Raw genomic sequence first — 23,563 nt, 5'->3', positions numbered from 1 at the left:
CCGCGTGGCTAGATTTCATCCGCATCTTCCCAGCTATATGCCCAGTGCTTCAGCCCCTCTTCACCCGCAGAGGACAGGCCATAAACACCTGTCTCAACCTTATCGAACCAGCCATAATGGTTTTCACGCATCAAGCGTGTGGCGACAGAAACACCGGTCGCAACCGCAACCTCAGAACCTTTGGTTGCGCCGTGCTCTGCCAGATGCGCGGCGCATTTTAGTGCGTCCTGCCGATATGCAGTCACAATCCCGTACCGAGTCGCACCACCAGCGTTGGGATCACCCTCCAGTCGATCAAATTCCCGCAGCATGCGCGCTGCTTTGACCTTGTTCTTTCGCGGCGCGTAGAGCCCGGGATCACACTGCACTTCGACCGCGCCATCGGCACGAACAGTGATCAGCCCCAGACCCAGACGACGGCACATCGCCAGATTGTCCTTCAGTGCCCGCCGAGCGGTGCGCCCCTTTGGCTTGCACACCCCGATATAGACCTGATCGGTGATCTTTAGCCGCGCAATGGCCTGATGAAACAAGGCCAGAGAAAACCGCAATTTCAGCTCGACAATCACGGGGTCAGATCCGTCGCGCACCGCCATGATATCCGCCGGGCCCACTTCGCCCTTCACGGTATAACCCTGACGCTCTAACAACGCCTTGATCGGGGGATAAAGATCCTGCTCGCGCTCCATGACCCGATGCTATGGGTTTCCGACAGAAATACCAGATGCGTCGCCTTGAATATGCTGCATTTGCATGACTAAGTCCTTGCCTGACCCATCCCGGAGGATCGCACATGCGCCTGTTGGCCCTGATCGGATTTATGCTGCTGCCCGCTGCGGTACACGCCACCTGCGAAGGGCACGACCTGCGCCCGCTGATGTCTACCGCACAGCAGGACCGCCTGGATCAATCCCTCGCCAACATTCCCTATGCGGAAGGCAACCATTGGGTTGCCCGCAAAGGGGACACCACGCTGCACCTGATCGGAACGCTCCATACCAATGATCCTCGCATGGATGCGGTGGTTGAACGCCTGGCCCCTGCCCTCAGCCAGGCCGATGCCTTTTACTTCGAGGTCACTCAGGCCGAGATGAAGACATTTGAACAAGGTCTCGCACAGGATCTCAGCCCGGTCATGATCAACTCAGGGCCCACACTGATCGACCTGATGAGCGCTGAAGACTGGGCGAATTTATCCAACACACTAGCGGAACGTGGCATCCCCAGCTGGATGGCGGCAAAGATGCGCCCCTGGTTTCTCAGTATGATGCTGGGCATCCCGCCCTGCCTGATGCAGAGCCCAGATGCCAAATATGGAATGGATGCGCGGCTGACCGATCTGGCCGAGGCCCATGACATCCCGCAGCATTCCCTTGAACGGGTCGAAGACCTTATGACCATGTTTGACGATCTTCCGATGCAAGATCAGGTGGAATCACTGGTTCGGATGACCGGTGCGTTGCAAAGCGACGCCAATCACCTGACCACGATTGCCAACGCCTATCTAGAAGAAAAGCATGCCCAGATTCTGCAACTTGCACGGCTACAGGGGCTTGAGGCTTCGGGATTGTCTGAAACCGAATACGCAGCGGAATGGGACCGGTTCGAAGATAAGATGCTGATAGAACGTAATGCCAATTGGATGGAGCACATCCTGAGCATTCAGAACCAGACCGCCGTCATCGCGGTGGGCGCTGGCCACCTGGGTGATGATTTCGGGCTATTGGCCTTGCTGGAACAGGCCGGATACACGCTGACCCCCGCACCCTTTTAGCCATTCGGTCACTACCCACTACGCATCAGACGAACCGTCGCATGCGCGAAGCTCTTGGTGACAATTGGTTTGGACCAACCTATAAGGCGCGCAAAACTACAATCCTCAGGATACTGTCATGACAACCCTTGTATTTGGTCACAAATCTCCGGATACCGATTCCACAGGCTCGCCGATCCTGTGGTCCTGGTATTTGAACGAAATCAAAGGCGAACAGGCCGAGCCCGTCTTGCTGGGCGAACCCAACACCGAGGCTGCCTTTATGCTGCAGCGTTGGGACCTGCCCAAACCGCGCATCATCTCGGATGTGGAGGCAGACGCACCGGTTGTCATCGTCGACACCAACAACCCGGCCGAACTGCCCGCATGCGTCAACAACGCCGATATCCGCGCGATCATCGACCACCATAAGCTGGTTGGCGGTCTGGAAACCAAAGGCCCGATCGACATCACTGTGCGCCCGCTTGCGTGTACCGCGACGATCATGGTCGACCTGATCGGTGACGACGCGGCCAAGATGCCAGACGCCGTCAAAGGTGCCGCGCTGACCTGCATCCTGTCGGACACACTGGAATTCCGCTCACCCACCACCACTGCGCATGACCGCGCCGTGGCCGAGAAACTGGCTGCGGAACTGGGCTTGGATGTCTCGGCCTATGCGGCCGATATGTTCGCAGCAAAATCGGATGTTTCGTCTTTCTCGGACGCCGAGTTGATCCGCATGGATAGCAAGGAATACGAAGTTGACGGCACCAAGTTTCGCGTCTCGGTTCTGGAAACAACAGCGCCCGGAGTTGTGCTGGACCGCAAAGACAGCCTGGCCGCTTCGATGGTAGATGTCGCCAAGGAAGACGGCGTCGATCAGGTGCTGTTGTTCGTCGTTGATATCCTGAACGAAGAAGCCACTTTGCTGGTGCCCAACGATCTGGTCAAAAGCGTTGCCGAAAAGAGCTTTGACGCTGCCGTTGATGGAGACACCGTGGTCTTGCCCGGCGTCATGAGCCGCAAAAAGCAGATCATCCCAAATCTGAAAGTTTGATCGCAAACAAACCGAGATACCAAGGCGCCCATCCGGGCGCCTTTCTTCTTTTTGCGAGGCTCTGCCTCGCGCTCCGGGATATTTAGAGCCAGATGAATAAAGGATCCCTGCTTCATCTGGCTCAAAATATCTCGGGGGAGCCCTCCAAAGGGGGGCGGGGGCAGAGCCCCCTCTGGCAAAACCTGTTTCCGTCTGCCATAGCCTAGGCCACCCGCGCCCCAACGCTGAAAGAAAGCCAATGACCCAGATCATCTCCTCGCTGACCGAGATTTCGGACCGTTATAAAGCGCTGTTTGTTGACCTCTGGGGATGCGTCCACAACGGTATTACGGCGTTTCCCGAAGCGGTGGCTGCATTGCAATCCTATCGTGCGGCGGGCGGTTTGGTTGTTCTGGTGACCAACTCGCCCAAACCACGGGCCGGGGTTGCCTCGCAATTGGCGCAGTTCAATGTGCCAGCCGATGCTTATGACACCATCGCGACCAGCGGAGATTCCGCCCGGTCTGCAATGTTCCGCGGCGTTGTTGGGCACAAGGTCTATTTCATGGGGGAATGGGAGCGCGACGCCGGTTTTTTCGAACCACTGAAGCTGCTGGATCACCCAATCCATGTCGACCGCGTTCCACTGGATCAGGCCGAAGGGATCGTATGTTGCGGGCCCTTTGATCCCATGGCGGACCCGGATGTGAACCGCGCGGATTTCCTGTATGCCAAGCAAATGGGGATGAAACTGCTATGCGCAAACCCGGATATCGTGGTGGATCGGGGCGAGGTACGCGAGTGGTGCGCAGGGGCTCTGGCGAAGCTGTATACTGAGATGGGAGGCGAAAGCCTCTATTTTGGCAAGCCTCATCCCCCGATTTATGATTTGGCCCGTCGCAGGCTACAGGAGCTGGGCGCAGACATCCCGGATGGGGACATCCTGGCCATTGGTGATGGCCCCCACACCGACATTCTGGGTGGTATGGGTGAGGGAATCGATACGCTGTTTATCTCGGGCGGTTTGGCCGCAGCTGAAACAAAAACAACACATCATCCGCACGAAGAATCCCTAACTGGCTATATTCAAAAAGAAAAGATCAACCCAACCTACACGATTGGGCGTTTGAGATAGAAATTTTGGGCTTGATTTTCTGCAGTTGCGAAGTAATAAAGTTGCCATTCTAGGGCGATCAGTGGATTTTTGTTTCACGATCGATGTCGAGTGAGGGCAACATGTTGGACAATCTTCCGCGCGGAACGATCTGTATCGAAGACATCGAAATGGGCATGACCCGTTACTTGCGCAAAGTGGTGACAGACGAAGATATCGAGATGTTTGCCCAGGTGTCGACCGACCGGAACCCGGTGCATCTGGATGATGACTATGCGCGCGATACGATCTTTGAGGGCCGTATTGCACATGGGATGCTAACAGCGGGTCTGATCTCGGCCGTGATTGGCGAACAACTGCCGGGCCATGGCACAGTTTACATGGGCCAGTCGCTGAAGTTCCTGGCCCCGGTGCGTCCCGGCGATATGGTCTATGCCGAGGTCAAAGTGATCGACATCGAATTCTCCAAGCGCCGCGTCAAGCTGGATTGTCATTGCTCGGTCGACGGGAAGAAGGTTCTGATCGGCGAAGCCATGGTGCTGGCCCCGTCGCGTAAATTCGACTGATCAGCACTATTTTCTAAGATGCCGTTGAGCACAGTTGATCTGTGTCATTCGCCTCAGATGCAAAACCGATAGCCTCTGCGCAATCCACAGGTTTCGCAATAGGGGTTATCTATGGCCGCAACAAGCAAAGAAGAATTGCTAAGCATTACGCAGAAAGAGTTCCTGAAACTGAAGACACTGATCGCCCCTATTTCGGCGGCCGATGCACTGCGCAAGGATGATGAGGATACATCAATCAAGGATGTAATCGCGCATAGGGCACATTGGATCGAGTTGTTCTTGGGTTGGTACACCGATGGTCAGGCCGGAAAGACAGTGTATTTTCCGGCAGAGGGCTACAAATGGAACGATCTGAGCCGCTACAATGCTGAATTGCGTCAGCAACAGTCACACATCTCTTGGGAGGATGCCCTGGTGGCTTTGGATCAAGCTGCGGCAAAGCTGGATGCATTCTTGCAATCCTGTTCAAACGCCGAACTTTATGATGGCCCTATGAAAGGGGCGAACAACAACTGGACAACAGGCCGTTGGGCTGAGGCAGCAGGACCCAGTCATTTCCGGTCAGCCGCCAAGTACATTAGGGCAAGGCTGAAGCGCTCCGACGCTCTGACTAGTCAGAAAGACCCGCAGCGTTCCTAGCAGGAATTTTTCAACCACTCGGATGAGGTGCTTGAACATAGCTGGGATGAACAGTACCCACTTCGCATGCAGATCATCCGAGACTTCCAGTTTGTTGAGCCAAAAGATCGCGGCGCGAGCGTGGCGATCGGGAATTTTGATGGCGTGCACCTTGGGCATCAGTCCGTCATCGCGCTGGCCCGCAACGCGGCCCCTGATGCGCCGCTGGGTGTTTTGACGTTCGAGCCACATCCGCGTGAGTATTTTGCCCCCGACACACAGCCCTTCCGGCTGATGCGCGGGAATGCGCGGGCGCACCGGCTGGAAAAGATGGGCGTGGAGAAACTGTATGAACTGCCCTTCAACGCTGCACTCGCTGGTCTTTCACCCGAAGAGTTTGCCCGCAATGTGATCTGCGATGGCCTCGGCCTGTCGCATGTCGTTGTCGGCGCCGATTTCTGCTTTGGCAAAGGGCGCAGCGGAACGGCAGACGATCTGGTCCGCTTTGGGCAGGATATGGGATTTGGCGTGACCATCGCACCGCTGATGGAGCGCTCCGACAACGTGGTATCCTCGACCGCGATCCGCACAGCACTCAGCGAAGGCCACCCGCGGGACGCTGCCACCATGCTCGGCCACTGGCACAGGATCGAAGGTGAAGTGATCGGGGGTGAGCAGCGCGGGCGCGAGTTGGGTTTTCCCACCGCAAATATGTCCATCGAAGGGCTACATCCACCAAAATTCGGTGTCTATGCCGTATTGGTCGATGTGCTGGATGGCCCGCATCAGGGCAGCTATCACGGCGCGGCGTCGGTTGGGGTGCGGCCCATGTTCAACGGTGAGGTGCCCAATATTGAAACCTTCCTTTTCGACTTTTCAGGCGATCTCTACGGGGCGACTCTGTCGGTGGGTTTGATTGATTTCCTGCGCCCGGAACTGACCTTTGACAGGCTGGACGCCCTTATCGCGCAAATGGATACGGATTGCGAAAAGGCGCGCAGCATTCTGGACAGCCTATGAGCACAGATCCGATTGAACGCACAGGCTTGCCCGCCCGGTTCTGGGAACGCAAACCCCTGCGCAAGATGAACCAGCGCGAGTGGGAAGCTTTGTGCGACGGCTGCGGCAAATGTTGCCTGAACAAGCTGGAAGACGAGGACAGTGGTGAGGTTGCCCTAACCTGCGTTGCTTGCCGATTGCTGGATGACGAAAGCTGCCGGTGCACGCAATATGATATCCGACATCAATTTGTGCCCGAATGTATCGTTATGACGCCCGACAACATCGACGATCACGCCTATTGGCTGCCACAAACCTGCGCCTATCGTCTGCTCTGGGAAGGCAAGCGGTTGTACGACTGGCACCCACTGATATCCGGCACGCCGGACAGCGTGCACGCGGCGGGCGTTTCCGTTCAGGGGCGCACTGTCTCCGAGTTTGAAACCCCCTTGGAAGAGTGGGAAGATCACATTATTGAGGAGCCAACTTAATGTTCTTTGCCTCTGACAATTCCGGCCCGGTCCATCCCAATGTTCTGGCCAAACTGGCTGAAGCCAATCAGGGCTATCAGATGGCCTATGGGGCGGACACGATGATGGATGAGGTTCGCGCACGCATTCGCGAAATCTTCGAGTCTCCGAACGCTGCCGTCTACCTGGTGGCAACCGGGACGGCGGCGAATTCGCTGGCTCTGGCCACCTTGTCCAACCCGTGGGAGACGATCTTTTGTTCGCCAGTTGCCCACATTCACGAGGATGAGTGCAACGCGCCCGAATTCTACAGCGGAGCCAAGCTGACGCTTGTTCCGGGCGGTGACAAGATGGCGCCCGAAGCGTTGCGGGGTTCGATCCTTGGAGAGGAAACACGCGGCGTTCACGGCCCGCAGCGCGGGCCCGTGTCGATCACGCAGGTGACTGAACGCGGATCGGTCTATACGCTGGAAGAGTTGCAAGCGCTCTGCGCCGTGGCCAAGGAATTCGAGCTGCCGGTGCATCTGGACGGCGCACGTTTCTCCAACGCTTTGGTTGCTTTGAACTGTTCTCCAGCCGAAATGACATGGAAAGCTGGCGTAGATGCGGTCAGTTTTGGCGGCACCAAGAATGGGTTGTTGGGTGTCGAGGCTGTTGTATTCTTTGACGAAAGCAAGGCGTGGGAGTTTGAGTTGCGCCGCAAACGCGGGGCGCATCTGTTTTCCAAACACCGCTACCTGTCCGCCCAGATGGCGGCCTATCTGGATGATGACCTGTGGCTGAAACTGGCGCGACAGGCGAATGCAAACGCAGCCCGGCTGGCCGATGGTCTGCGTGAAAAAGGGGCCGAGTTTTTGCATGAACCGCAGGCCAATATGATCTTCGCCTCATTCTCACGCGCGCAGCACAAGCACCTGCACGAGGCGGGTGCCGCCTATCACCTCTGGGGTGATACGCTGGACGGTGAAGATGAGAGCGAGTTGCTCGCCTGCCGACTGGTCTGCGACTGGTCGATCGGGGCTGAGGATATCGATCGCTTTCTCAATCTGCTTTGAGCGGGCTTCGACTTTCCCAAAACTCATCAAGCAGCGCCGCTGTTTCGACCGGATGTGAAATCGGCAGCATATGCCCTGCACCATACACTTTGGTGTGGACTGCATCGGGCAGGCGCTGTTTTAGCCCATTGCAAATGGCTGGCATCACCGGATGACTTTCGGACCCGCTCAACAGCAGGATTGGCATTGAGGCGCGCTTTAGGGTTTCAGGGGCGAGCAACCCAAACGCGTCATCATAAAGCGCCGCATGAACAGCGGGGACTGCATCAATGCCCCGAACCATACTGGCCCGCGTTCGTTCAGGCAGATCCGACCACTTGGCGCTGTTCTGTGTGCTCCACATCCGGTTGAACAGCCGTGCCGCCAGGGTTTTGTCACCGTTGGCAAGGGCGTCAGCTATCGGCTCAGCATCCTTTTCATGCTGGTCGAAAAGATGTGGCGCGTCCCGTTTTGCTATCGCGAAGAAGACAGGTTCGATCAAAACTAAACTGCGAATGCGATCGGGTTGTTCGATCGCCAGTTTCAGCGCGATCATTGCGCCGAACGAATGTCCGATCATATCCATCGGCCGGGTCAATTCAGCCGCAAACAATCCGCTTACCGCACCGAAATAGTCACGCTGCCCGTCCCAATCCGAGCTCAGACCATGCGACAGCATATCTGGCGCGGTAATGCAGACCTTCGGGCTCAATGCCCTGGCCAAACCAGACCACGCTCCGGAATGTGCAATCGTGCAATGGAGGGCGAGCACATCGCGCGCGCCCTCTCCGATCCGCCTGACATAGATCGAGGGCTGTGGTTCGGAAGGCAATGTCACCCTTTCAGTTCAGCCAGATGCCGGTCGAGGTCGTCCAATCGGTCTTGCCCCCAAAACCTTTGATCATCTGGCGTGATGTAGAACGGTGCACCGAACACGCCTCGGTCTACGGCCTCTTCCAGATTGGCGGCATAGGTTTCCGCCCCAACCAAAAGCCCACTATTGGCCAGATCCGGATCAAACCCGGCATCAGACAGGCAGGACCGGATCACATCATCTTGTGCCACATCCCTTTCTTCAGCCCAGCAAGCGCGCAACAGCGAATGGCACAGCTTACCTACATCGCCTGATTCATCCTTGATCGCCGCGATCACCGCATAGGACGACGGTGCCATATTGGTAGGCCAATACGCCGGTTGCAGATTGAAATCCATACCCAGATTTCTGGACTGCCGCAGCAGCTCTTGCGCGCGGTATTCGATGCGAGAGATATGCCTGTCTTTCGGCGGAATACCCCCGGTGCGTGCGAACAGGGCCATGATATCCAGCGGTTTGTAGTTAATCGTCGCTCCATGCTTCGCTGCGACCTCCTCCAGTCGGGTGCCGGCAAGGTAGCTATAGGGCGAAATTGTCGCAAAATAGTAGTCAATCTGGGTCATGTTCACTTTCTCCGCTGCGTTACCTTTGCGGGACGGTAGACCCATGCTAAGCGGTGTCAACATCACGAATCTGTCACATTGCCAAAGCTGCCCGGGGACCTCAGCCGATGCCGACACTTCACGAACCCAAGCTTATCGCTGGGAACGCCAATCTTCCGCTTGCCGAAACCATCGCACGCCGCATGAGCTTGCATCGCGGTGTTGACCAGGGATTGGTCGATGCGCGGGTCGAACGGTTCAATGATGGCGAGATTTTTGTCGAAGTTTTTGAGAACGTGCGCGGTGAGGATATGTTCATTATCCAGCCGACCTCGAACCCGGCGAACGACAACCTGATGGAGCTACTGATTATCGCCGACGCGCTGCGCCGATCCTCTGCTCAGCGCATCACCGCAGTGATCCCGTATTTCGGCTATGCCCGCCAGGATCGTCGCACCAAGGCGCGTACGCCTATCAGCGCCAAACTGGTGGCCAACATGCTGACCGGCGCCGGGATCGAACGTGTTTTGACCATGGATCTGCATGCTGCACAGATTCAGGGGTTCTTTGATATCCCGGTCGACAACCTCTATGCCTCGCCGATTTTTGCGTTGGATGTGAAAACCCAGTTCAAGAACAATCTAGACGAGATCATGGTGGTCTCACCCGATGTCGGCGGCGTGGCCCGCGCGCGGGAACTGGCCAAACGGATCAACGCGCCGCTATCGATCGTGGACAAGCGCCGTGAGAAAGCCGGTGAAGTCGCCGAAATGACAGTGATCGGGGACGTGAAGGACAAGATCTGTCTGATAGTAGACGACATGTGCGACACCGCCGGAACGCTATGTAAAGCAGCGCAGGTGCTGCTGGATAACGGTGCCAAGGAAGTCCATTCCTACATCACCCACGGTGTCATGAGTGGCCCGGCGGTCGAGCGTGTGACGAACTCGGTCATGAAGTCGCTTGTGCTGACCGATACGATCCAGCCGACGCCCGAAGTTGCGAAAGCCCCGAACATCCGCGTCGTACCGACTGCACCGATCTTCACGCAGGCCATTCTGAATATCTGGAACGGCACCAGCGTGTCGTCGCTGTTCGAAGACAAGACGCTGACGCCGATCTACGAGTCGCTCTATCACATGGACTGAGTTCGAGGGTGGGCGCAGACCCATCGTTCGACCCATTTTGAACAGGATATCGGTGAGATGACCGCAATCAAACGTATCGTCCTTTCCAGCGACCATGCCGCAATCGATCTGCGACAGGCGGTTGCAGCCCATATCTCGGCGCAGGGCTGGGATGTTTTGGATATCGGTCCGACGACGCCGGAAAGCACGCACTACCCCAAACACGGCAAGGCCGCTGCTCAGGCCGTGGCATCGGGCGATTGTCAGCTGGGCATCATCCTTTGTGGCACCGGCCAGGGCATCATGATGGCGGCCAATAAAGTACCGGGCATTCGTTGTGGCGTGTGTTCCGATACCTTTTCGGCCCGCATGATCCGCCAGCACAACGATGCCAACATGCTCTCCATCGGCGCCCGCGTCGTAGGCGAAGGTACGGCACTGGATATCGTGGATGCGTTTCTGGGTGCTGAATTTGAGGGCGGCCGACATGCGGCCCGCGTGGACATGATTGAAGACTGAGCGCTTATTTATCGCCATCAGTCAAACGCCACGGTTGTAGCTCTAGGCTAAAGGCAAATTGCATCAACCTGGGCTTCGAACCTTATCACCATAGCATCTTCGGATTGCCACCAGATATCCCAGATATAAGTGCACGCAAAATCTGCTTTTCTGAAGCGTGCAAATCGGTTCTCGAGGTCGACGGAAATACCTTGTAGCTGCAACTGATGAACCAGTTCCACCTCAGGAAACGGTGGTGCGAACTCATCGTCTAGGCGGGCTTGAAGTTGATCCCCTGCTTCTTCGAAGTTGGCCGGGAGTCCCTGCAGTAAAGCGGGCAAAGATTCATTCGTTCGATCAAATGATAAGATGTAGCCGGTCGTCAAAGCGAGCATGACCAGCAGCGGGACGAGTGTTCGACGCACAGCTACCAAACTCATCACGAACGCTCGCGTCTGACCATAGTCTGAACCTCAGGATATGTTCCAATCATCTGGATGCGCCACCTCACCGAAGGCTGTCCAACTCACCCGAATGCGTGCGATCCGGGTATCAGACCAAGTGCGGAACACCGCAGTAAACCCCTCGGGCGTCACATCCACAGCTTTGACTTCGGCGCGCAATGCGGACGATGTATCTACATCCCAGAGCGATATTCCGACCTGAACCACTGGCGCGGTGCGGAAGGCTTCGGTGAACCGGATCGCAGATCGGCGTTCGCGCGGGCCCTCGCCCGTCCACATGTCGCCCCCTTCGGCGAACTCGGAAAACAGCACCTCTTCGCCCTGATCGATGCCGATGGGATGGGTTAGAAATTTCTTCATTCTGTCATCATTGTTCTTGAATTCCAGAAACCTACTCTGCCTTTTTGGCGAAAGCACGACAAAAAACGGCCCCGCAAAAGCGAGGCCGTTCGAGTGTTGCGCTGTTGAACCTGTTACAGGCTCATGTGTGTTCCAAGAGCTTCCATATCGGCCAGCAGTTTGGCGGCATCATCGACGATGGTTTGATCGTCACCGGCCTTGGCGGCCTCGTGCGAGGCGCGCGCCTCTTCGATCATCTCATCCAGATGCGACCGGGTCACTTCCGAGACCGGGATGGCCTTTTCGGCCAGCACCGACAGGCTGTCGCCGTTGATCTGGGCAAACCCGCCGGTGACCAGATATTCGCTGGTGCCTTCGGGTGCCTCAACCTTCAGCAGACCGGGGCGGAGCGTGGTAATTGTAGGGGCATGATCAGGCATCGCCGTCATGTCGCCGTCTGCGCCGGGAATCTGGACCGCGCTGGCCTCAAGCGAAGCAAGGCTCCGCTCGGGGCTGACGAGGTCGAATTGCATTGTGTTTGCCATCAGGGATACTCCTTAGGCGGCTTCTGCGGCCATCTTTTCCGCTTTGGCGATCACTTCTTCGATGCCGCCAACCATCAGGAAGGCCGCCTCGGGCAGGTGATCGTATTCTCCCGCCACAACAGCTTTGAACGATGCGATGGTCACGTCCAGTGGAACCTGAACACCCGGCGAGCCGGTGAAGACTTCGGCAACGTCGAACGGCTGCGACAGGAATCGTTCGATCTTACGGGCACGGGCAACGGTCAGTTTGTCTTCTTCCGACAGTTCGTCCATGCCGAGGATGGCGATGATGTCCTGCAGCGACTTGTAGCGCTGGAGGATCTGCTGAACGTCGGTCGCAACCGCGTAGTGCTCTTCACCAACGATGGCCGGGTCCAGCAGACGCGAGGAAGAGTCGAGCGGGTCAACAGCCGGGTAGATACCCTTTTCCGAGATCGCACGGTTAAGAACGGTGGTCGCATCCAAGTGAGCAAACGAGGTGGCCGGCGCGGGGTCGGTAAGGTCATCCGCAGGTACGTAGATCGCCTGCACCGAGGTGATCGAGCCCGACTTGGTCGAGGTGATGCGTTCTTGCAGAGCACCCATGTCGGTCGCCAGTGTCGGCTGGTAGCCCACCGCCGAAGGAATACGACCCAGCAGAGCCGAAACCTCGGAGCCCGCTTGCGTGAAGCGGAAGATGTTGTCGACGAAGAACAGAACGTCGGTACCGGACTGGTCGCGGAACTGCTCGGCCAGGGTCAGACCGGTCAGAGCAACACGGGCACGCGCACCCGGAGGTTCGTTCATCTGACCATAAACCAGCGCAACCTGCGATTCCGACAGGTTGTCGGGCTTGATCACGTTGGATTCGATCATCTCGTGATATAGGTCGTTGCCTTCACGGGTCCGTTCACCAACACCCGCGAACACCGAGAAGCCCGAGTGCACTTTTGCGATGTTGTTGATCAGTTCCATGATCAGAACGGTTTTACCAACGCCGGCGCCGCCGAACAGGCCGATCTTACCGCCTTTGGCGTAAGGGGCCAGAAGGTCAACAACCTTGATGCCGGTGACCAGAACTTCCGACTCGGTCGACTGTTCTGCAAAAGTCGGTGCAGGCTGGTGGATTGCGCGGGCTTCGCTTGCCTCAACCGGACCTTTTTCGTCGATCGGCTCACCGACCACGTTCAGGATGCGGCCCAGGGTGGCGTTGCCAACAGGAACCGAGATCGGAGCGCCGGTGTCGGTCACGGCTTCGCCGCGAACCAGACCTTCGGTCGCGTCCATCGCAATGGTACGGACTGTGTTTTCACCCAGGTGCTGAGCAACTTCCAACACTAGGCGCTTGCCGTTGTTGGTGGTTTCCAGCGCGTTCAGAATTTCAGGCAGCGCATCATCGAACTGCACGTCAACGACGGCCCCGATGATCTGTGTGACTTTGCCTTTTGCATTCGCCATGTTTCGTCTCCGGTTTGTCTCTACAGCGCTTCGGCGCCGGAAATAATTTCAATCAGCTCGTTGGTGATCACGGCCTGACGCGAGCGGTTGAACTGGATCGTCAGCTTGTCGATCATCTCACCCGCGTTGCGTGTCGCGTTGTCCATCGCGGACATCCGTGCACCTTGTTCGGACGCTCCGTTTTCGAGCAGAGCCGAGAAGATCGCGGTTGCAACCCCCTTGGGCAGCAGGTCGGCCAGAATGGCCTCTTCGCTGGGCTCGTAGTCGAAAATGGCACCGCTATCGTCACCCGCCGCATCGTCCTCGAACGAGGCGGGAATGACCTGCTGCGCCGTCGGGATCTGGGTCACAACGTTGACGAACTTCGAATAGAAGATCGTGGCAACATCGAACTCACCCCCGTCAAAGCGGGACAGGACGTCCTTGGCGATGTCTTGCGCGTTGGTGTAGCCAATGCGCTTGACCTCGCTCAGGTCGACATGCCCAACAAACAGATCGCTAAAATCACGCTTGAGCGCGTCGCGGCCTTTTTTGCCGACGGTCAAAACTTTGACCGTCTTGCCCTGGCCCCGCAGCTCGTCCGCCTTTTGGCGGGCCAGCTTGGCAATGTTCGAATTGAAGCCGCCACACAGGCCGCGTTCAGCTGTCATCACAACCAGCAGATGGACATCATCACTGCCCGTACCCCGGAGCAGCTTGGGGGCGCTGTCGCTGCCCCCGACCGACGCCGCCAGCCCCGCCATCACGGCATTGAACCGCTCGGCATAGGGGCGCGAGGCTTCGGCAGATTCCTGGGCGCGGCGCAGTTTTGCGGCCGCGACCATCTGCATGGCCTTGGTGATCTTGCGGGTCGACTTGACCGACTCGATCCTGTTTTTAAGGTCCTTCAGACTAGGCATCGGAACCTCCTATCAAGCGAAGGTTGCGGCGTATTCGTCGATCGCTGCCTTGATCTTGTCGGACGCTTCACCTTTGACCTTGGGATCTTCTTCGGTGATCCACTTCAGCAGGTCAGCATGCTTACCACGCAGGTGCGCCAGCAGACCGGCCTCGTAGCGGCCAACATCCGAGACGTCGATCTTGTCGAGGTAACCGTTGGTGCCTGCGAAGATGACGCAGACGATTTCCGCGTTGGTCAGCGGCGAGTACTGCGGCTGTTTCATCAGCTCGGTCAGACGCGCACCACGGTTCAGCAGCTGCTGCGTTGCGGCGTCCAGGTCCGAACCAAACTGCGCAAAGGCCGCCATTTCGCGGTACTGAGCCAGTTCCAGTTTAACCGGACCAGCAACCGATTTCATCGCATCAGTCTGAGCCGAAGAGCCCACACGCGAAACCGACAGACCGGTGTTCACAGCAGGACGGATGCCCTGGTAGAACAGTTCGGTTTCTAGGAAGATCTGACCATCGGTGATCGAGATCACGTTGGTCGGAATAAAGGCTGATACGTCACCACCCTGCGTTTCGATAACCGGCAGAGCGGTTAGCGAGCCTGCGCCGAAGTCTTCGTTCAGCTTCGCCGAACGTTCCAGCAGACGGGAGTGGAGGTAGAAAACGTCACCCGGATAGGCTTCACGTCCGGGCGGACGGCGCAGCAGCAGCGACATCTGACGATACGAAACGGCCTGTTTCGACAGGTCATCATAGATGATCAGAGCGTGGCGGCCATTGTCGCGGAAGTACTCGGCCATGGCAGTCGCGGCGTATGGCGCCAGGAACTGCATCGGCGCCGGGTCGGACGCGGTCGCGGCGACAACGATCGAGTATTCAATCGCGCCGGATTCTTCCAGCTTCTTCACCAGCTGCGCAACGGTCGAACGCTTCTGACCAACCGCAACGTACACGCAGTACAGCTTCTTCGACTCGTCGTCGCCAGCAGCTTCGTTGTAGACTTTTTGGTTCAGGATGGTGTCCAGAGCAACGGCGGTTTTACCAGTCTGACGGTCACCAATGATCAGTTCCCGCTGGCCTCGGCCAATCGGGATCATCGCGTCAACCGATTTCAGGCCGGTTGCCATCGGCTCGTGCACCGATTTACGCGGGATGATGCCTGGGGCTTTAACGTCTGCAACGCCACGCTTCGACGCGTTGATCGGGCCTTTGCCGTCCAGCGGGTTGCCCAGACCGTCAACAACGCGGCCCAGCAGTTCGTCACCGATCGGAACATCCACGATCGAGTTGGTGCGCTTGACGGTGTCACCTTCTTTGATGTCACGGTCAGACCCGAAGATAACGACACCAACGTTGTCGCTTTCCAGGTTCAGCGCCATACCCATGATGCCGCCTGGGAATTCGACCATTTCACCCGCTTGCACGTTGTCCAGGCCGTATACACGGGCAATCCCGTCACCGACGCTCAGCACGCGGCCGATCTCGGCCACTTCGGCTTCCTGACCAAAATTCTTGATCTGGTCCTTCAGGATTGCAGAAATCTCTGCAGCTTGGATTCCCATTTATCCGACCTCTTTCATTGCATTCTGTAGGGAGTTGAGCTTCGAACGGATCGAACTGTCGATCATCTTCGAGCCCACTTTAACGACAAGACCGCCGATGAGGCTTTCATCAACGGTCGCATTTATTGTCACGGTCTTGCCAACACGCTCGGACAGCGTCTTGGACAGTTTATCCATTTGTGTCTTGGTCAGCGCCTTGGCCGAGGCGACATCGGCTGTCACTTCGCCACGCTCATCGGCCAACATCTCGCGCAGAACCTGCACCAGTTGAGGCACCACGAACAGACGGCGTTTTTGTGCCATCAGACCAAGCGTGTTTCTGAGAAGGGTGTTCAGACCCATTTTCGAAGCGATTGCTGCAATCGCGCCCTCTTGCTCGGCGCGGGAAACCAGCGGCGAAGCAATCAGATCGCGCAAATCGGCGCTTTCGCCCAAAGCTGCTGCCAGATCGTTGATTCCGGTTTCCAGACCTGCAAGGTCGTTATTCTCTTTCGCGATCTCGAAGATCGCAGTGGCATAGCGCTCGGCGATACCTGTGGAAATCGAAGCTGGTTCGGACACGTCCACCCTTCCGATATTTGAGGCCCCGATTTTGAGTAGCGGCCGCTACCTTGGGGCGTGAGGAAACCCCGTCCGTAAAGGGCGGGGATCAAAATCACCGGGGATGTAGCAGAGGTGAACCAACCTAGCAACATAATATAGTGACGATGAATTTATCCACAAAACGTTTAAATTCAGCAAGTTAGAAAAAGTGCGACGCTTTGAACCTGTCTGACCGTTTGAAAAATGTTTCGAAACTGCAGGTTTTTGCGATTCCTGCGGCCTATTTACCGCGGATTTACACCTGAATTCGCCTCAAAACGACGACATTGTGTCAGGCCGGTCTCAGCAATCCGTCGGTTGCTTTGATCGGTCGTCTCACCGCATCTTTTGTCACGCTGCCGCTAGGTGGGCGCAGGTGTTTGCTGACCTCAACCATCAACACGCCGCCCGCCATGATTGTTGGCAAGCGCTGACCTGTTTTTTCAATCAGCCCGCTGGATTTCAGCCAGTATTTTCGAAACGAGGGCAGTAGATACAAGGCAGAACAGTGATTTTCGGGCACAAAGTGATGGGCCTTCAGCTGATTTTCCAGCTGTGTCGCAGAATAGGGTCGCCCATATCCAAACGGGGTTTTATCCGACCGAGACCATAGCCCGGCCCGGTTCGGCACCACAAAAAAGGCCCTGCCACCGGGACCGAGCACACGCCAGCATTCCTCAAGCAATTGACTTGGTCGCTCTGATGTCTCAAGCCCATGCATCACCACCAACTTGTCCACATGTCCGGTCTCAATCGGCCACATGGTTTCTTCAGTCAGAACCGATACATTCGGCATCCCTGCGGGCCACGGCATCACCCCCTGCGGCCCCGGCATCAGGCCGATCACACGACGCGCATCCTTCAGGTATGGCCGCAAGAGCGGTACCGCAAAGCCAAAGCCGGCAACCGTTTGCCCCTTGGCCTCGGGCCACAGGTCCAGCAGGCGACCGCGAATAGCGCCCTGTGCCGCGCGCCCCAAAGTGCTGCGGTAGTAAAAATTCCTGAGATCCTGCACATCAAGATGCATTGCGGTGACCTGATCAATCGGCTTAGCTGGGCGCAGTCTAGCAACGAAAGGGCAAAAGGCCATGCCTCTTGAGATCGTAACTATCCCGTGTCTCAGCGATAACTACGCTTTTCTGGCGCATGATGCCGCCTCTGGCCAGACCGCGTTAGTGGACGCGCCAGAACCCGGCCCGATTCTGGCCGAACTGCACCAACGCGGGTGGACTCTGAGCCACGTGTTGCTGACGCATCATCACTGGGATCATGTCGATGGCCTACCCGGCATTCTCGAAAAGCACCCGGCGAAGGTGATTGGTGCGGCCGCAGATGCCCATCGTCTGCCGCCACTGGACCAACAGGTGTCGGAAGGGGATATTTTCGAACTGGGTGGCGAACCGGTCGAGGTGCTAGACGTCTCGGGGCACACGGTAGGTCACATCGCATTTTACCTGCCCGACAGCGCGACTGTCTTCACCGCAGATAGCCTGATGGCCTTGGGCTGTGGCCGCCTGTTCGAGGGGACACCGGCGCAAATGTTGTCATCACTCACCAAGCTGGCGTCGTTACCCGACGAAACAATCGTCTGCTCGGGCCACGAGTATACACAATCCAACGCCAAATTCGCCCTCACGGTCGATCCTGACAACGCAGATTTGCTGCAACGCGTGGCGGATATTGCGCGCGCACGAGATGCCGGGCAATCAACAGTGCCCTCAACTTTGGCCCTGGAAAAGGCGACAAATCCGTTTCTGCGTGCAGCAGATTCTGCGATTCAAGCACATCTAGGCATGGCTGGTGCTGATCCCGCTGCGGTTTTTGCCGAAATCAGGGCTAGAAAAGACCGATTCTGATGCCTATTTCCCCCTCTTCACGGCCACGGTCACAACAAATGTGACTGTCAAGTGAAAGAAAACCCTTGAAGCCGGGCCACGATCAACCAAACTCTAATACTATGAGGACATGGTTGGGATGGGGATCCGGCCGACAGCCCGCCCCCTTCTGACCCAAGACAGAGGAGCACCCGCGTGCCTTCATTCTCGAGCACATTAGAACAAGCCATCCACGCGGCCCTGGCGGCTGCGAATGAACGGCGACACGAGTTTGCAACGCTGGAGCATCTGCTTCTGGCGCTTCTGGAAGAACCTGACGCGATCCGCGTCATGAAAGCCTGTAGCGTCGATCTGGATGAGCTACGCAGCACTTTGGTCGAGTTTATCGACGAAGATTTGTCGAACCTTGTCACCGATATCGATGGATCGGAGGCCGTGCCAACGGCTGCTTTCCAGCGCGTGATCCAGCGCGCCGCGATCCACGTTCAAAGCTCTGGCCGTACCGAAGTAACAGGCGCCAACGTGTTGGTGGCTATCTTCGCTGAGCGCGAAAGCAACGCCGCCTATTTCCTGCAGGAACAGGACATGACCCGTTACGACGCGGTCAACTTCATCGCGCATGGTGTCGCCAAGGACCCTGCCTATGGCGAAAGCCGTACAGTTTCCGGCGCGGATCAGGCCGAGGAAGAGGTTCAGTCCAGCGCCGGCGAGGGCGAGCAAAAAGAAAGCGCGCTGGCGAAATACTGCGTCGACCTGAACGCCAAATCGCGGGCTGGCGATGTGGATCCGCTGATCGGGCGCTCGGATGAGGTTGAACGCTGCATCCAGGTCCTTTGCCGCCGCCGCAAGAACAACCCGCTACTGGTGGGTGATCCCGGGGTTGGCAAAACCGCCATCGCCGAAGGTCTTGCCCACAAGATCGTGGGCGGTGAGGCCCCCGATGTGCTGTCTGAAACCACCATCTATTCGCTCGATATGGGTGCCCTACTTGCTGGGACGCGCTATCGCGGCGATTTCGAGGAACGCCTCAAAGCGGTTGTGACCGAGTTGGAAGATCATCCCGACGCAGTCCTGTTTATTGACGAGATTCACACAGTCATCGGCGCCGGGGCGACCTCTGGCGGCGCGATGGATGCGTCCAACCTGCTGAAACCTGCGTTGCAGGGCGGCAAGCTTCGCACCATGGGCTCGACCACCTACAAGGAATTCCGTCAGCATTTCGAAAAAGATCGCGCGCTCAGCCGCCGGTTCCAGAAGATCGACGTGAACGAGCCTTCGGTTGAGGACAGCGTCAAGATTTTGCGGGGTCTGAAACCGTATTTCGAAGACCATCACGACATCAAATATACCGCAGATGCAATCAAGACTGCCGTTGAATTGGCGGCGCGCTATATCAACGACCGGAAACTGCCGGACAAGGCCATCGATGTGATTGACGAGGCCGGTGCTGCTCAGCATCTCGTTGCTGAAAGCAAGCGTCGCAAGACCATTGGCGTCAAAGAGATTGAGGCTGTCGTGGCCAAAATTGCGCGCATCCCGCCGAAAAATGTCACCAAGGATGATGCCGCGGTTCTAAAAGACCTTGAAGCCTCGCTGAAACGAGTCGTGTTTGGGCAGAATTTGGCAATCGAAGCACTGTCCAGTGCGATCAAATTGGCGCGCGCCGGTCTACGTGAGCCCGAAAAGCCCATCGGCAACTACCTGTTCGCTGGTCCGACCGGTGTGGGTAAAACCGAAGTCGCAAAACAGCTGGCCGATACGCTGGGGGTCGAGCTGCTGCGCTTTGACATGTCGGAATACATGGAGAAACACGCCGTCAGCCGTTTGATTGGTGCACCTCCGGGCTATGTCGGGTTCGATCAGGGCGGTCTGCTGACCGATGGCGTCGACCAGCATCCGCATTGTGTGCTGCTGCTAGACGAGATCGAAAAGGCGCACCCGGATGTGTTCAACATCCTGCTGCAGGTCATGGACCATGGCGAGTTGACCGACCACAATGGCCGGACCGTGAATTTCCGCAACGTGGTGTTGATCATGACCTCTAATGCGGGCGCGCAGGAACAGGCCAAGGCCGCCATCGGCTTTGGACGTGACCGGCGCGAGGGTGAGGACACCGCCGCGATCGAGCGTATGTTCACACCAGAATTCCGCAACCGTTTGGATGCCGTGATCTCCTTCGCGCCGCTGCCGAAAGAGGTCATCTTGCAAGTGGTCGAGAAATTCGTGCTGCAGCTAGAGGCTCAATTGCTGGATCGCGGAGTGACCATCGACCTGACACCCAAAGCGGCAGAGTGGTTGGCTGACAAAGGATATGACGACAAGATGGGCGCCCGCCCGCTTGGCCGCGTGATCCAAGAACATATCAAGAAGCCTCTGGCCGAGGAGTTGCTGTTTGGCAAATTGGCCAAGGGTGGCGTGGTGCGCGTGTCGATCAAGAAAGGTGAGCTCAACCTTGAAATCCTCGGCCCCGATCAGCCCCGAATTCCGGGGGATAAGCCGCCATTGCTGACAGCTGACTAAGGGCTGACTACATTTATCCACGAAGTTGAGCGCCCGATGGCCATTCGCCGTCGGGCGCTTTTTCTGCGGCTAGGGAGTGGAACAAAGATAATTTCATATAGCTCTGGTAGCTCAGGCGACGGAAAAACCTCGCTCTTGCGTTTCAATTCCATAACACATCAGCAAGGGAGAACGGTGTGAACACCAAGATCGCCATTATCTGGAGCACCGCGTTTGCAATCTCGGCCGCTGCGGTTGTTGCCACGGCTCAGCATCGGTTCCGTTATCATGATGAAATACAGACCAGACCACTGGATTTGCTTCCCGCAACCGTTGACCCAGGCAAAAGCCGATCGAAAGTAAACATGACCGGCTCGAACATCAAACTGTCGGCCAACGGTATCCCGGATCATCTGGTGGGACAGTTTCCAAATCGCGGCAACCCGCACCAAGTCTCAACTCAGAACGTCAAGCTGAGCGTTCCTGCCAACCCCCAAAGCACCGAAAACGTAACACCTCTGCGCATGGGGTGGAATTTTGGTGTTTCATTGAACGGCGTTGTGTTCGACCCGCTCGCTGCGGAATTCTGGCATGGGGATCCAAATTCGGGCTGGTCTTACAATGCCCTAGGCGGTGCGATCGCCTTAGGTCTGGATGCCAACTATGCGCATGTTCAACCGAACGGTAAGTATCACTACCACGGCATCCCAACCGGCCTGATCGAGCTAATAAACTGGTCACCTGAACGGCATTCGCCCCTGATTGGATACGCCGCAGACGGGTTTCCGATTTACGCCATGACGGGGGTTGTCAACGGGCGCGTGACCGAAATGACCCCATCTTATCGCTTGAAATCCGGCAACCGCCCTGGCGGCGATGGCCCGAGCGGACGATACGATGGCACGTTCAACGAGGATTACGTTTATACATCTGGCCATGGCACGCTGGATCAATGCAATGGCGCATTCACGGTATCTGAAGAGTATCCCGACGGGACATATGCCTACTTTCTAACCGAGGATTATCCGGTGGTTCCGCGCTGTTTCAAAGGGACACCTGACCAAAGCTTCAAATTCGGAAGACGTTGAAGCCCCAAGCCCCGCATCGGACAGGCTGAAGCTACCTTTCGGTCAGCTTCAGCTCGATTCGCCGGTTCTGTGCCCGAGCTTGTGGCGTATTGTCTGGGTTTACCGGCTGGAACTCTCCAAACCCGTTGGCCGCAAGACGGTTCGGCGGGATGCCCAAAGCGTCGACCATATAGCGGACCACCGACAACGCGCGGCCCTGGCTTAGCTCCCAATTGTCGCGATAGCGTCCGGACCCGGCAAGCGGTACGTTGTCAGTGTGACCGTCGACCCGAATGACCCAATTCAAACCCTCAGGGATTTCTGCGGCTACAGTGCGCAGGATCGCAGCGACTTTCGCCACCTCTTGCCTACCTTCCGGCGACAACACGGCCGAACCTGTGTCGAACAATACTTCGGACGAGAACACGAACCGGTCGCCTTCGATCCGCACGCCTTCCTGATTGCCCAGAACGTCGCGCAATCGACCAAAGAACTCTGACCGGTAACGTTGCAGATCTTCTGCCTGCGCCGTCAGCTCCTGGTTCTGATCCGTCAGTTCCTCCGCCTCGGCCTCCAGCCGGATCCGCTCTGCCTCTTCCAGCAATCGGCGGCGGCGCTCCTCTGAGGCGGCGCGGGCCAATGCTGCGTTCAGATCCTGACCGAGGGTTTGAATCTGAATCTCAGCAGCCGTATTGCGTTCTTCATAGTCATCCAACAGCGCCTGCAATGATCCCAACTGACCACGCAGGGCCGCGATCTGCTGGTTCAGCAAAGCAGCCTCGCGCTGTGCCTTGGCAGAAATCGCTTGCTCAGCCGACAGCGTCTCGCGCGCGACATCTAGAAGGGCAGCTTGTTGTTCGACCAGCGATCGCTGTTCTGCCGCGTCTGCCCGCGCTTCGGTCTGGGCCTCCAAAGCGGCTTCTAACTGGGCCCTAAGCTCCTCGGTGTCCAAATCACCGAATTGACGTTCCAGTTCCGCGCGCGCGGCGCGCGCTGCGGCCAGCAATGTCAGGGTTTCCTCGGCCTCTTTCCGCTGTGCTTCAAGCGCAAGGGTCATGGCTGTCAACTCGGCATCGGCGTCCTGCAAACGGTTGCGCAGGTTCTCGGCTGCTGCGGCCTCAGCAAGGCGCGCGGCTTCTTCCTCGGTCAGCTGTTGTTCCAGCTCTGCGATCTGTGCGGCCCGCTCCTCGCCGGTTTGTTCGAGATCGGCAACCAGTGCTTCCAGCGCTTCACGGCGGGCGGCGGCAAGACGAGCAGCTTCGGCCTGCGCGTCAATTTCCGCGCGGCTTTGCGCCAGGGCCTGGTTCAAAGATGCGCGCTGATCTTCCAACGCAGCGATATCCTCTTGCGCCCGGGCCTGATCGGCCAACAGCGCCGCGACCTGGGCTTCAAAATCGGTGATGCGGCCCTTCGCTTGGGCCAGATCTTCCTCGGCCTGTGTCAGGGTTGCGTTCAAAGCCCCCAACCGCGCTTGCAAACGGCTGTTTTCGCGCTCTTCCAGACCCAAGGCACCCGCCAGCGCTGCCACCTCGTCCGCGAGTGCGGTCAGTTCATCTTCTTGCCCAGAGATCGTTTCTCGCAGTACAAACTGCACGACCATGAAAATGGTCAGCACAAAGGTCAGCACCATCAAGAGGCCCGTCATCGCATCCACGAAACCGGGCCAGACCGAGCCCTGGAATCGCTGACCAGTACGACGGGAGAGGGCCAT

Annotated in this window: 25 protein-coding genes; 13 read left to right on the top strand and 12 right to left on the bottom strand. The window is 57.4% G+C overall.

Annotated features, from left to right (window positions below; translation table 11 throughout):
- Positions 1-8: 8 nt before the first annotated feature.
- On the bottom strand, positions 9-689 hold the full coding sequence (locus ACR0JE_RS08190; protein ID WP_480548826.1) for a DUF2161 domain-containing phosphodiesterase: 681 nt from the start codon (positions 687-689) through the stop codon (positions 9-11).
- A 104-nt stretch (positions 690-793) separates the two neighbouring features.
- Here ACR0JE_RS08190 and ACR0JE_RS08185 point away from each other — a divergent pair, with 104 nt between their 5' ends.
- The 8 genes from ACR0JE_RS08185 to ACR0JE_RS08150 all read left to right on the top strand — a co-directional run bounded on the left by ACR0JE_RS08185 (position 794) and on the right by ACR0JE_RS08150 (position 7,614).
- Positions 794-1,774: a TraB/GumN family protein gene (locus ACR0JE_RS08185; protein WP_480863838.1), complete on the top strand. Its 981-nt coding sequence runs from the start codon at positions 794-796 to the stop codon at positions 1,772-1,774.
- A gap of 118 nt (positions 1,775-1,892) precedes the next feature.
- Entirely contained in the window at positions 1,893-2,813 is a 921-nt protein-coding gene (locus ACR0JE_RS08180) for a manganese-dependent inorganic pyrophosphatase (protein ID WP_480863837.1), read from the top strand.
- Positions 2,814-3,051: 238 nt separating this feature from the next.
- Positions 3,052-3,927 (top strand): TIGR01459 family HAD-type hydrolase, encoded by an 876-nt coding sequence (locus tag ACR0JE_RS08175; protein WP_480863836.1) that lies wholly within the window; start codon positions 3,052-3,054, stop codon positions 3,925-3,927.
- Positions 3,928-4,028: 101 nt separating this feature from the next.
- Positions 4,029-4,472, top strand: coding sequence for a MaoC family dehydratase (locus ACR0JE_RS08170; RefSeq protein ID WP_170536235.1), 444 nt, complete (start codon positions 4,029-4,031; stop codon positions 4,470-4,472).
- A gap of 111 nt (positions 4,473-4,583) precedes the next feature.
- Positions 4,584-5,111 carry a ClbS/DfsB family four-helix bundle protein gene (locus ACR0JE_RS08165; RefSeq protein WP_480863835.1) on the top strand — a complete coding sequence of 176 codons (528 nt, stop codon included), beginning with the start codon at positions 4,584-4,586 and terminating at the stop codon, positions 5,109-5,111.
- A gap of 66 nt (positions 5,112-5,177) precedes the next feature.
- Positions 5,178-6,110: a bifunctional riboflavin kinase/FAD synthetase gene (locus tag ACR0JE_RS08160; protein ID WP_480863834.1), complete on the top strand. Its 933-nt coding sequence runs from the start codon at positions 5,178-5,180 to the stop codon at positions 6,108-6,110.
- Positions 6,107-6,580, top strand: a complete 474-nt coding sequence (locus ACR0JE_RS08155; RefSeq protein WP_480828004.1) for a YcgN family cysteine cluster protein — start codon at positions 6,107-6,109, stop codon at positions 6,578-6,580. Before ACR0JE_RS08160 ends, ACR0JE_RS08155 begins: the two co-directional genes overlap by 4 nt.
- A complete protein-coding gene (locus tag ACR0JE_RS08150) occupies positions 6,580-7,614 on the top strand; it encodes a threonine aldolase family protein (RefSeq protein WP_480863833.1) in 1,035 nt (344 codons plus the stop codon). The genes ACR0JE_RS08155 and ACR0JE_RS08150 overlap by 1 nt, the downstream gene beginning before the upstream one ends.
- On the opposite strand, the gene ACR0JE_RS08145 is transcribed toward ACR0JE_RS08150, so the two are convergent.
- Positions 7,601-8,431 (bottom strand): alpha/beta fold hydrolase, encoded by an 831-nt coding sequence (locus ACR0JE_RS08145; protein WP_480863832.1) that lies wholly within the window; start codon positions 8,429-8,431, stop codon positions 7,601-7,603. The two genes, ACR0JE_RS08150 and ACR0JE_RS08145, sit on opposite strands and share 14 nt — an antisense overlap.
- Positions 8,428-9,030, bottom strand: coding sequence for a DsbA family protein (locus ACR0JE_RS08140; protein ID WP_480863831.1), 603 nt, complete (start codon positions 9,028-9,030; stop codon positions 8,428-8,430). The genes ACR0JE_RS08145 and ACR0JE_RS08140 overlap by 4 nt, the downstream gene beginning before the upstream one ends.
- A 107-nt stretch (positions 9,031-9,137) precedes the next feature.
- Between ACR0JE_RS08140 and ACR0JE_RS08135 the strand changes: the two genes are divergently transcribed.
- Together ACR0JE_RS08135 and rpiB are read left to right on the top strand one after the other, a co-directional pair.
- Positions 9,138-10,157, top strand: coding sequence for a ribose-phosphate pyrophosphokinase (locus tag ACR0JE_RS08135; protein WP_353010405.1), 1,020 nt, complete (start codon positions 9,138-9,140; stop codon positions 10,155-10,157).
- A 57-nt stretch (positions 10,158-10,214) separates the two neighbouring features.
- Positions 10,215-10,655: a ribose 5-phosphate isomerase B gene (rpiB, locus tag ACR0JE_RS08130; protein ID WP_480863830.1), complete on the top strand. Its 441-nt coding sequence runs from the start codon at positions 10,215-10,217 to the stop codon at positions 10,653-10,655.
- A gap of 47 nt (positions 10,656-10,702) precedes the next feature.
- Here the strand turns inward: rpiB and ACR0JE_RS08125 are convergent, their stop codons facing one another.
- The 8 genes from ACR0JE_RS08125 to ACR0JE_RS08090 all read right to left on the bottom strand — a co-directional run bounded on the left by ACR0JE_RS08125 (position 10,703) and on the right by ACR0JE_RS08090 (position 17,478).
- On the bottom strand, positions 10,703-11,074 hold the full coding sequence (locus tag ACR0JE_RS08125) for a hypothetical protein (protein ID WP_480827999.1): 372 nt from the start codon (positions 11,072-11,074) through the stop codon (positions 10,703-10,705).
- 33 nt (positions 11,075-11,107) lie between these two features.
- Entirely contained in the window at positions 11,108-11,458 is a 351-nt protein-coding gene (locus ACR0JE_RS08120; protein WP_480863829.1) for an H-type lectin domain-containing protein, read from the bottom strand.
- 113 nt (positions 11,459-11,571) lie between these two features.
- Entirely contained in the window at positions 11,572-11,982 is a 411-nt protein-coding gene (locus ACR0JE_RS08115) for a F0F1 ATP synthase subunit epsilon (protein WP_170536213.1), read from the bottom strand.
- Between the two features lie 12 nt (positions 11,983-11,994).
- On the bottom strand, positions 11,995-13,419 hold the full coding sequence (gene atpD / locus ACR0JE_RS08110; RefSeq protein WP_480863828.1) for a F0F1 ATP synthase subunit beta: 1,425 nt from the start codon (positions 13,417-13,419) through the stop codon (positions 11,995-11,997).
- A gap of 20 nt (positions 13,420-13,439) precedes the next feature.
- The gene (locus tag ACR0JE_RS08105; RefSeq protein ID WP_480544217.1) at positions 13,440-14,318 is read right to left on the bottom strand and encodes a F0F1 ATP synthase subunit gamma; all 879 of its coding nucleotides are present in this window, start codon (positions 14,316-14,318) and stop codon (positions 13,440-13,442) included.
- Between the two features lie 12 nt (positions 14,319-14,330).
- The gene (gene atpA, locus ACR0JE_RS08100) at positions 14,331-15,869 is read right to left on the bottom strand and encodes a F0F1 ATP synthase subunit alpha (RefSeq protein ID WP_480863827.1); all 1,539 of its coding nucleotides are present in this window, start codon (positions 15,867-15,869) and stop codon (positions 14,331-14,333) included.
- On the bottom strand, positions 15,870-16,430 hold the full coding sequence (locus ACR0JE_RS08095) for a F0F1 ATP synthase subunit delta (RefSeq protein WP_480863826.1): 561 nt from the start codon (positions 16,428-16,430) through the stop codon (positions 15,870-15,872). It lies immediately after the preceding gene.
- A gap of 313 nt (positions 16,431-16,743) precedes the next feature.
- Complete coding sequence (locus ACR0JE_RS08090; protein WP_480863825.1) at positions 16,744-17,478, bottom strand: class I SAM-dependent methyltransferase; 735 nt, start codon at positions 17,476-17,478, stop codon at positions 16,744-16,746.
- Between the two features lie 61 nt (positions 17,479-17,539).
- On the opposite strand from ACR0JE_RS08090, the gene gloB reads away from it, so the two are divergent.
- The 3 genes from gloB to ACR0JE_RS08075 all read left to right on the top strand — a co-directional run bounded on the left by gloB (position 17,540) and on the right by ACR0JE_RS08075 (position 21,873).
- Entirely contained in the window at positions 17,540-18,307 is a 768-nt protein-coding gene (gene gloB, locus ACR0JE_RS08085) for a hydroxyacylglutathione hydrolase (protein WP_480863824.1), read from the top strand.
- Positions 18,308-18,481: 174 nt separating this feature from the next.
- A complete protein-coding gene (gene clpA, locus ACR0JE_RS08080) occupies positions 18,482-20,806 on the top strand; it encodes an ATP-dependent Clp protease ATP-binding subunit ClpA (protein WP_480863823.1) in 2,325 nt (774 codons plus the stop codon).
- A gap of 176 nt (positions 20,807-20,982) precedes the next feature.
- Positions 20,983-21,873, top strand: coding sequence for a YHYH protein (locus tag ACR0JE_RS08075; RefSeq protein WP_480863822.1), 891 nt, complete (start codon positions 20,983-20,985; stop codon positions 21,871-21,873).
- A 31-nt stretch (positions 21,874-21,904) separates the two neighbouring features.
- Here ACR0JE_RS08075 and ACR0JE_RS08070 read toward each other — a convergent pair whose 3' ends face one another.
- Positions 21,905-23,563 (bottom strand): peptidoglycan -binding protein, encoded by a 1,659-nt coding sequence (locus ACR0JE_RS08070; protein WP_480863821.1) that lies wholly within the window; start codon positions 23,561-23,563, stop codon positions 21,905-21,907.

Source organism: Ruegeria sp. H3, assembly GCF_056533095.1.
Note: the sequence above shows the minus strand (reverse complement) of the source record. Positions and strands in the feature narration are given on the sequence as shown.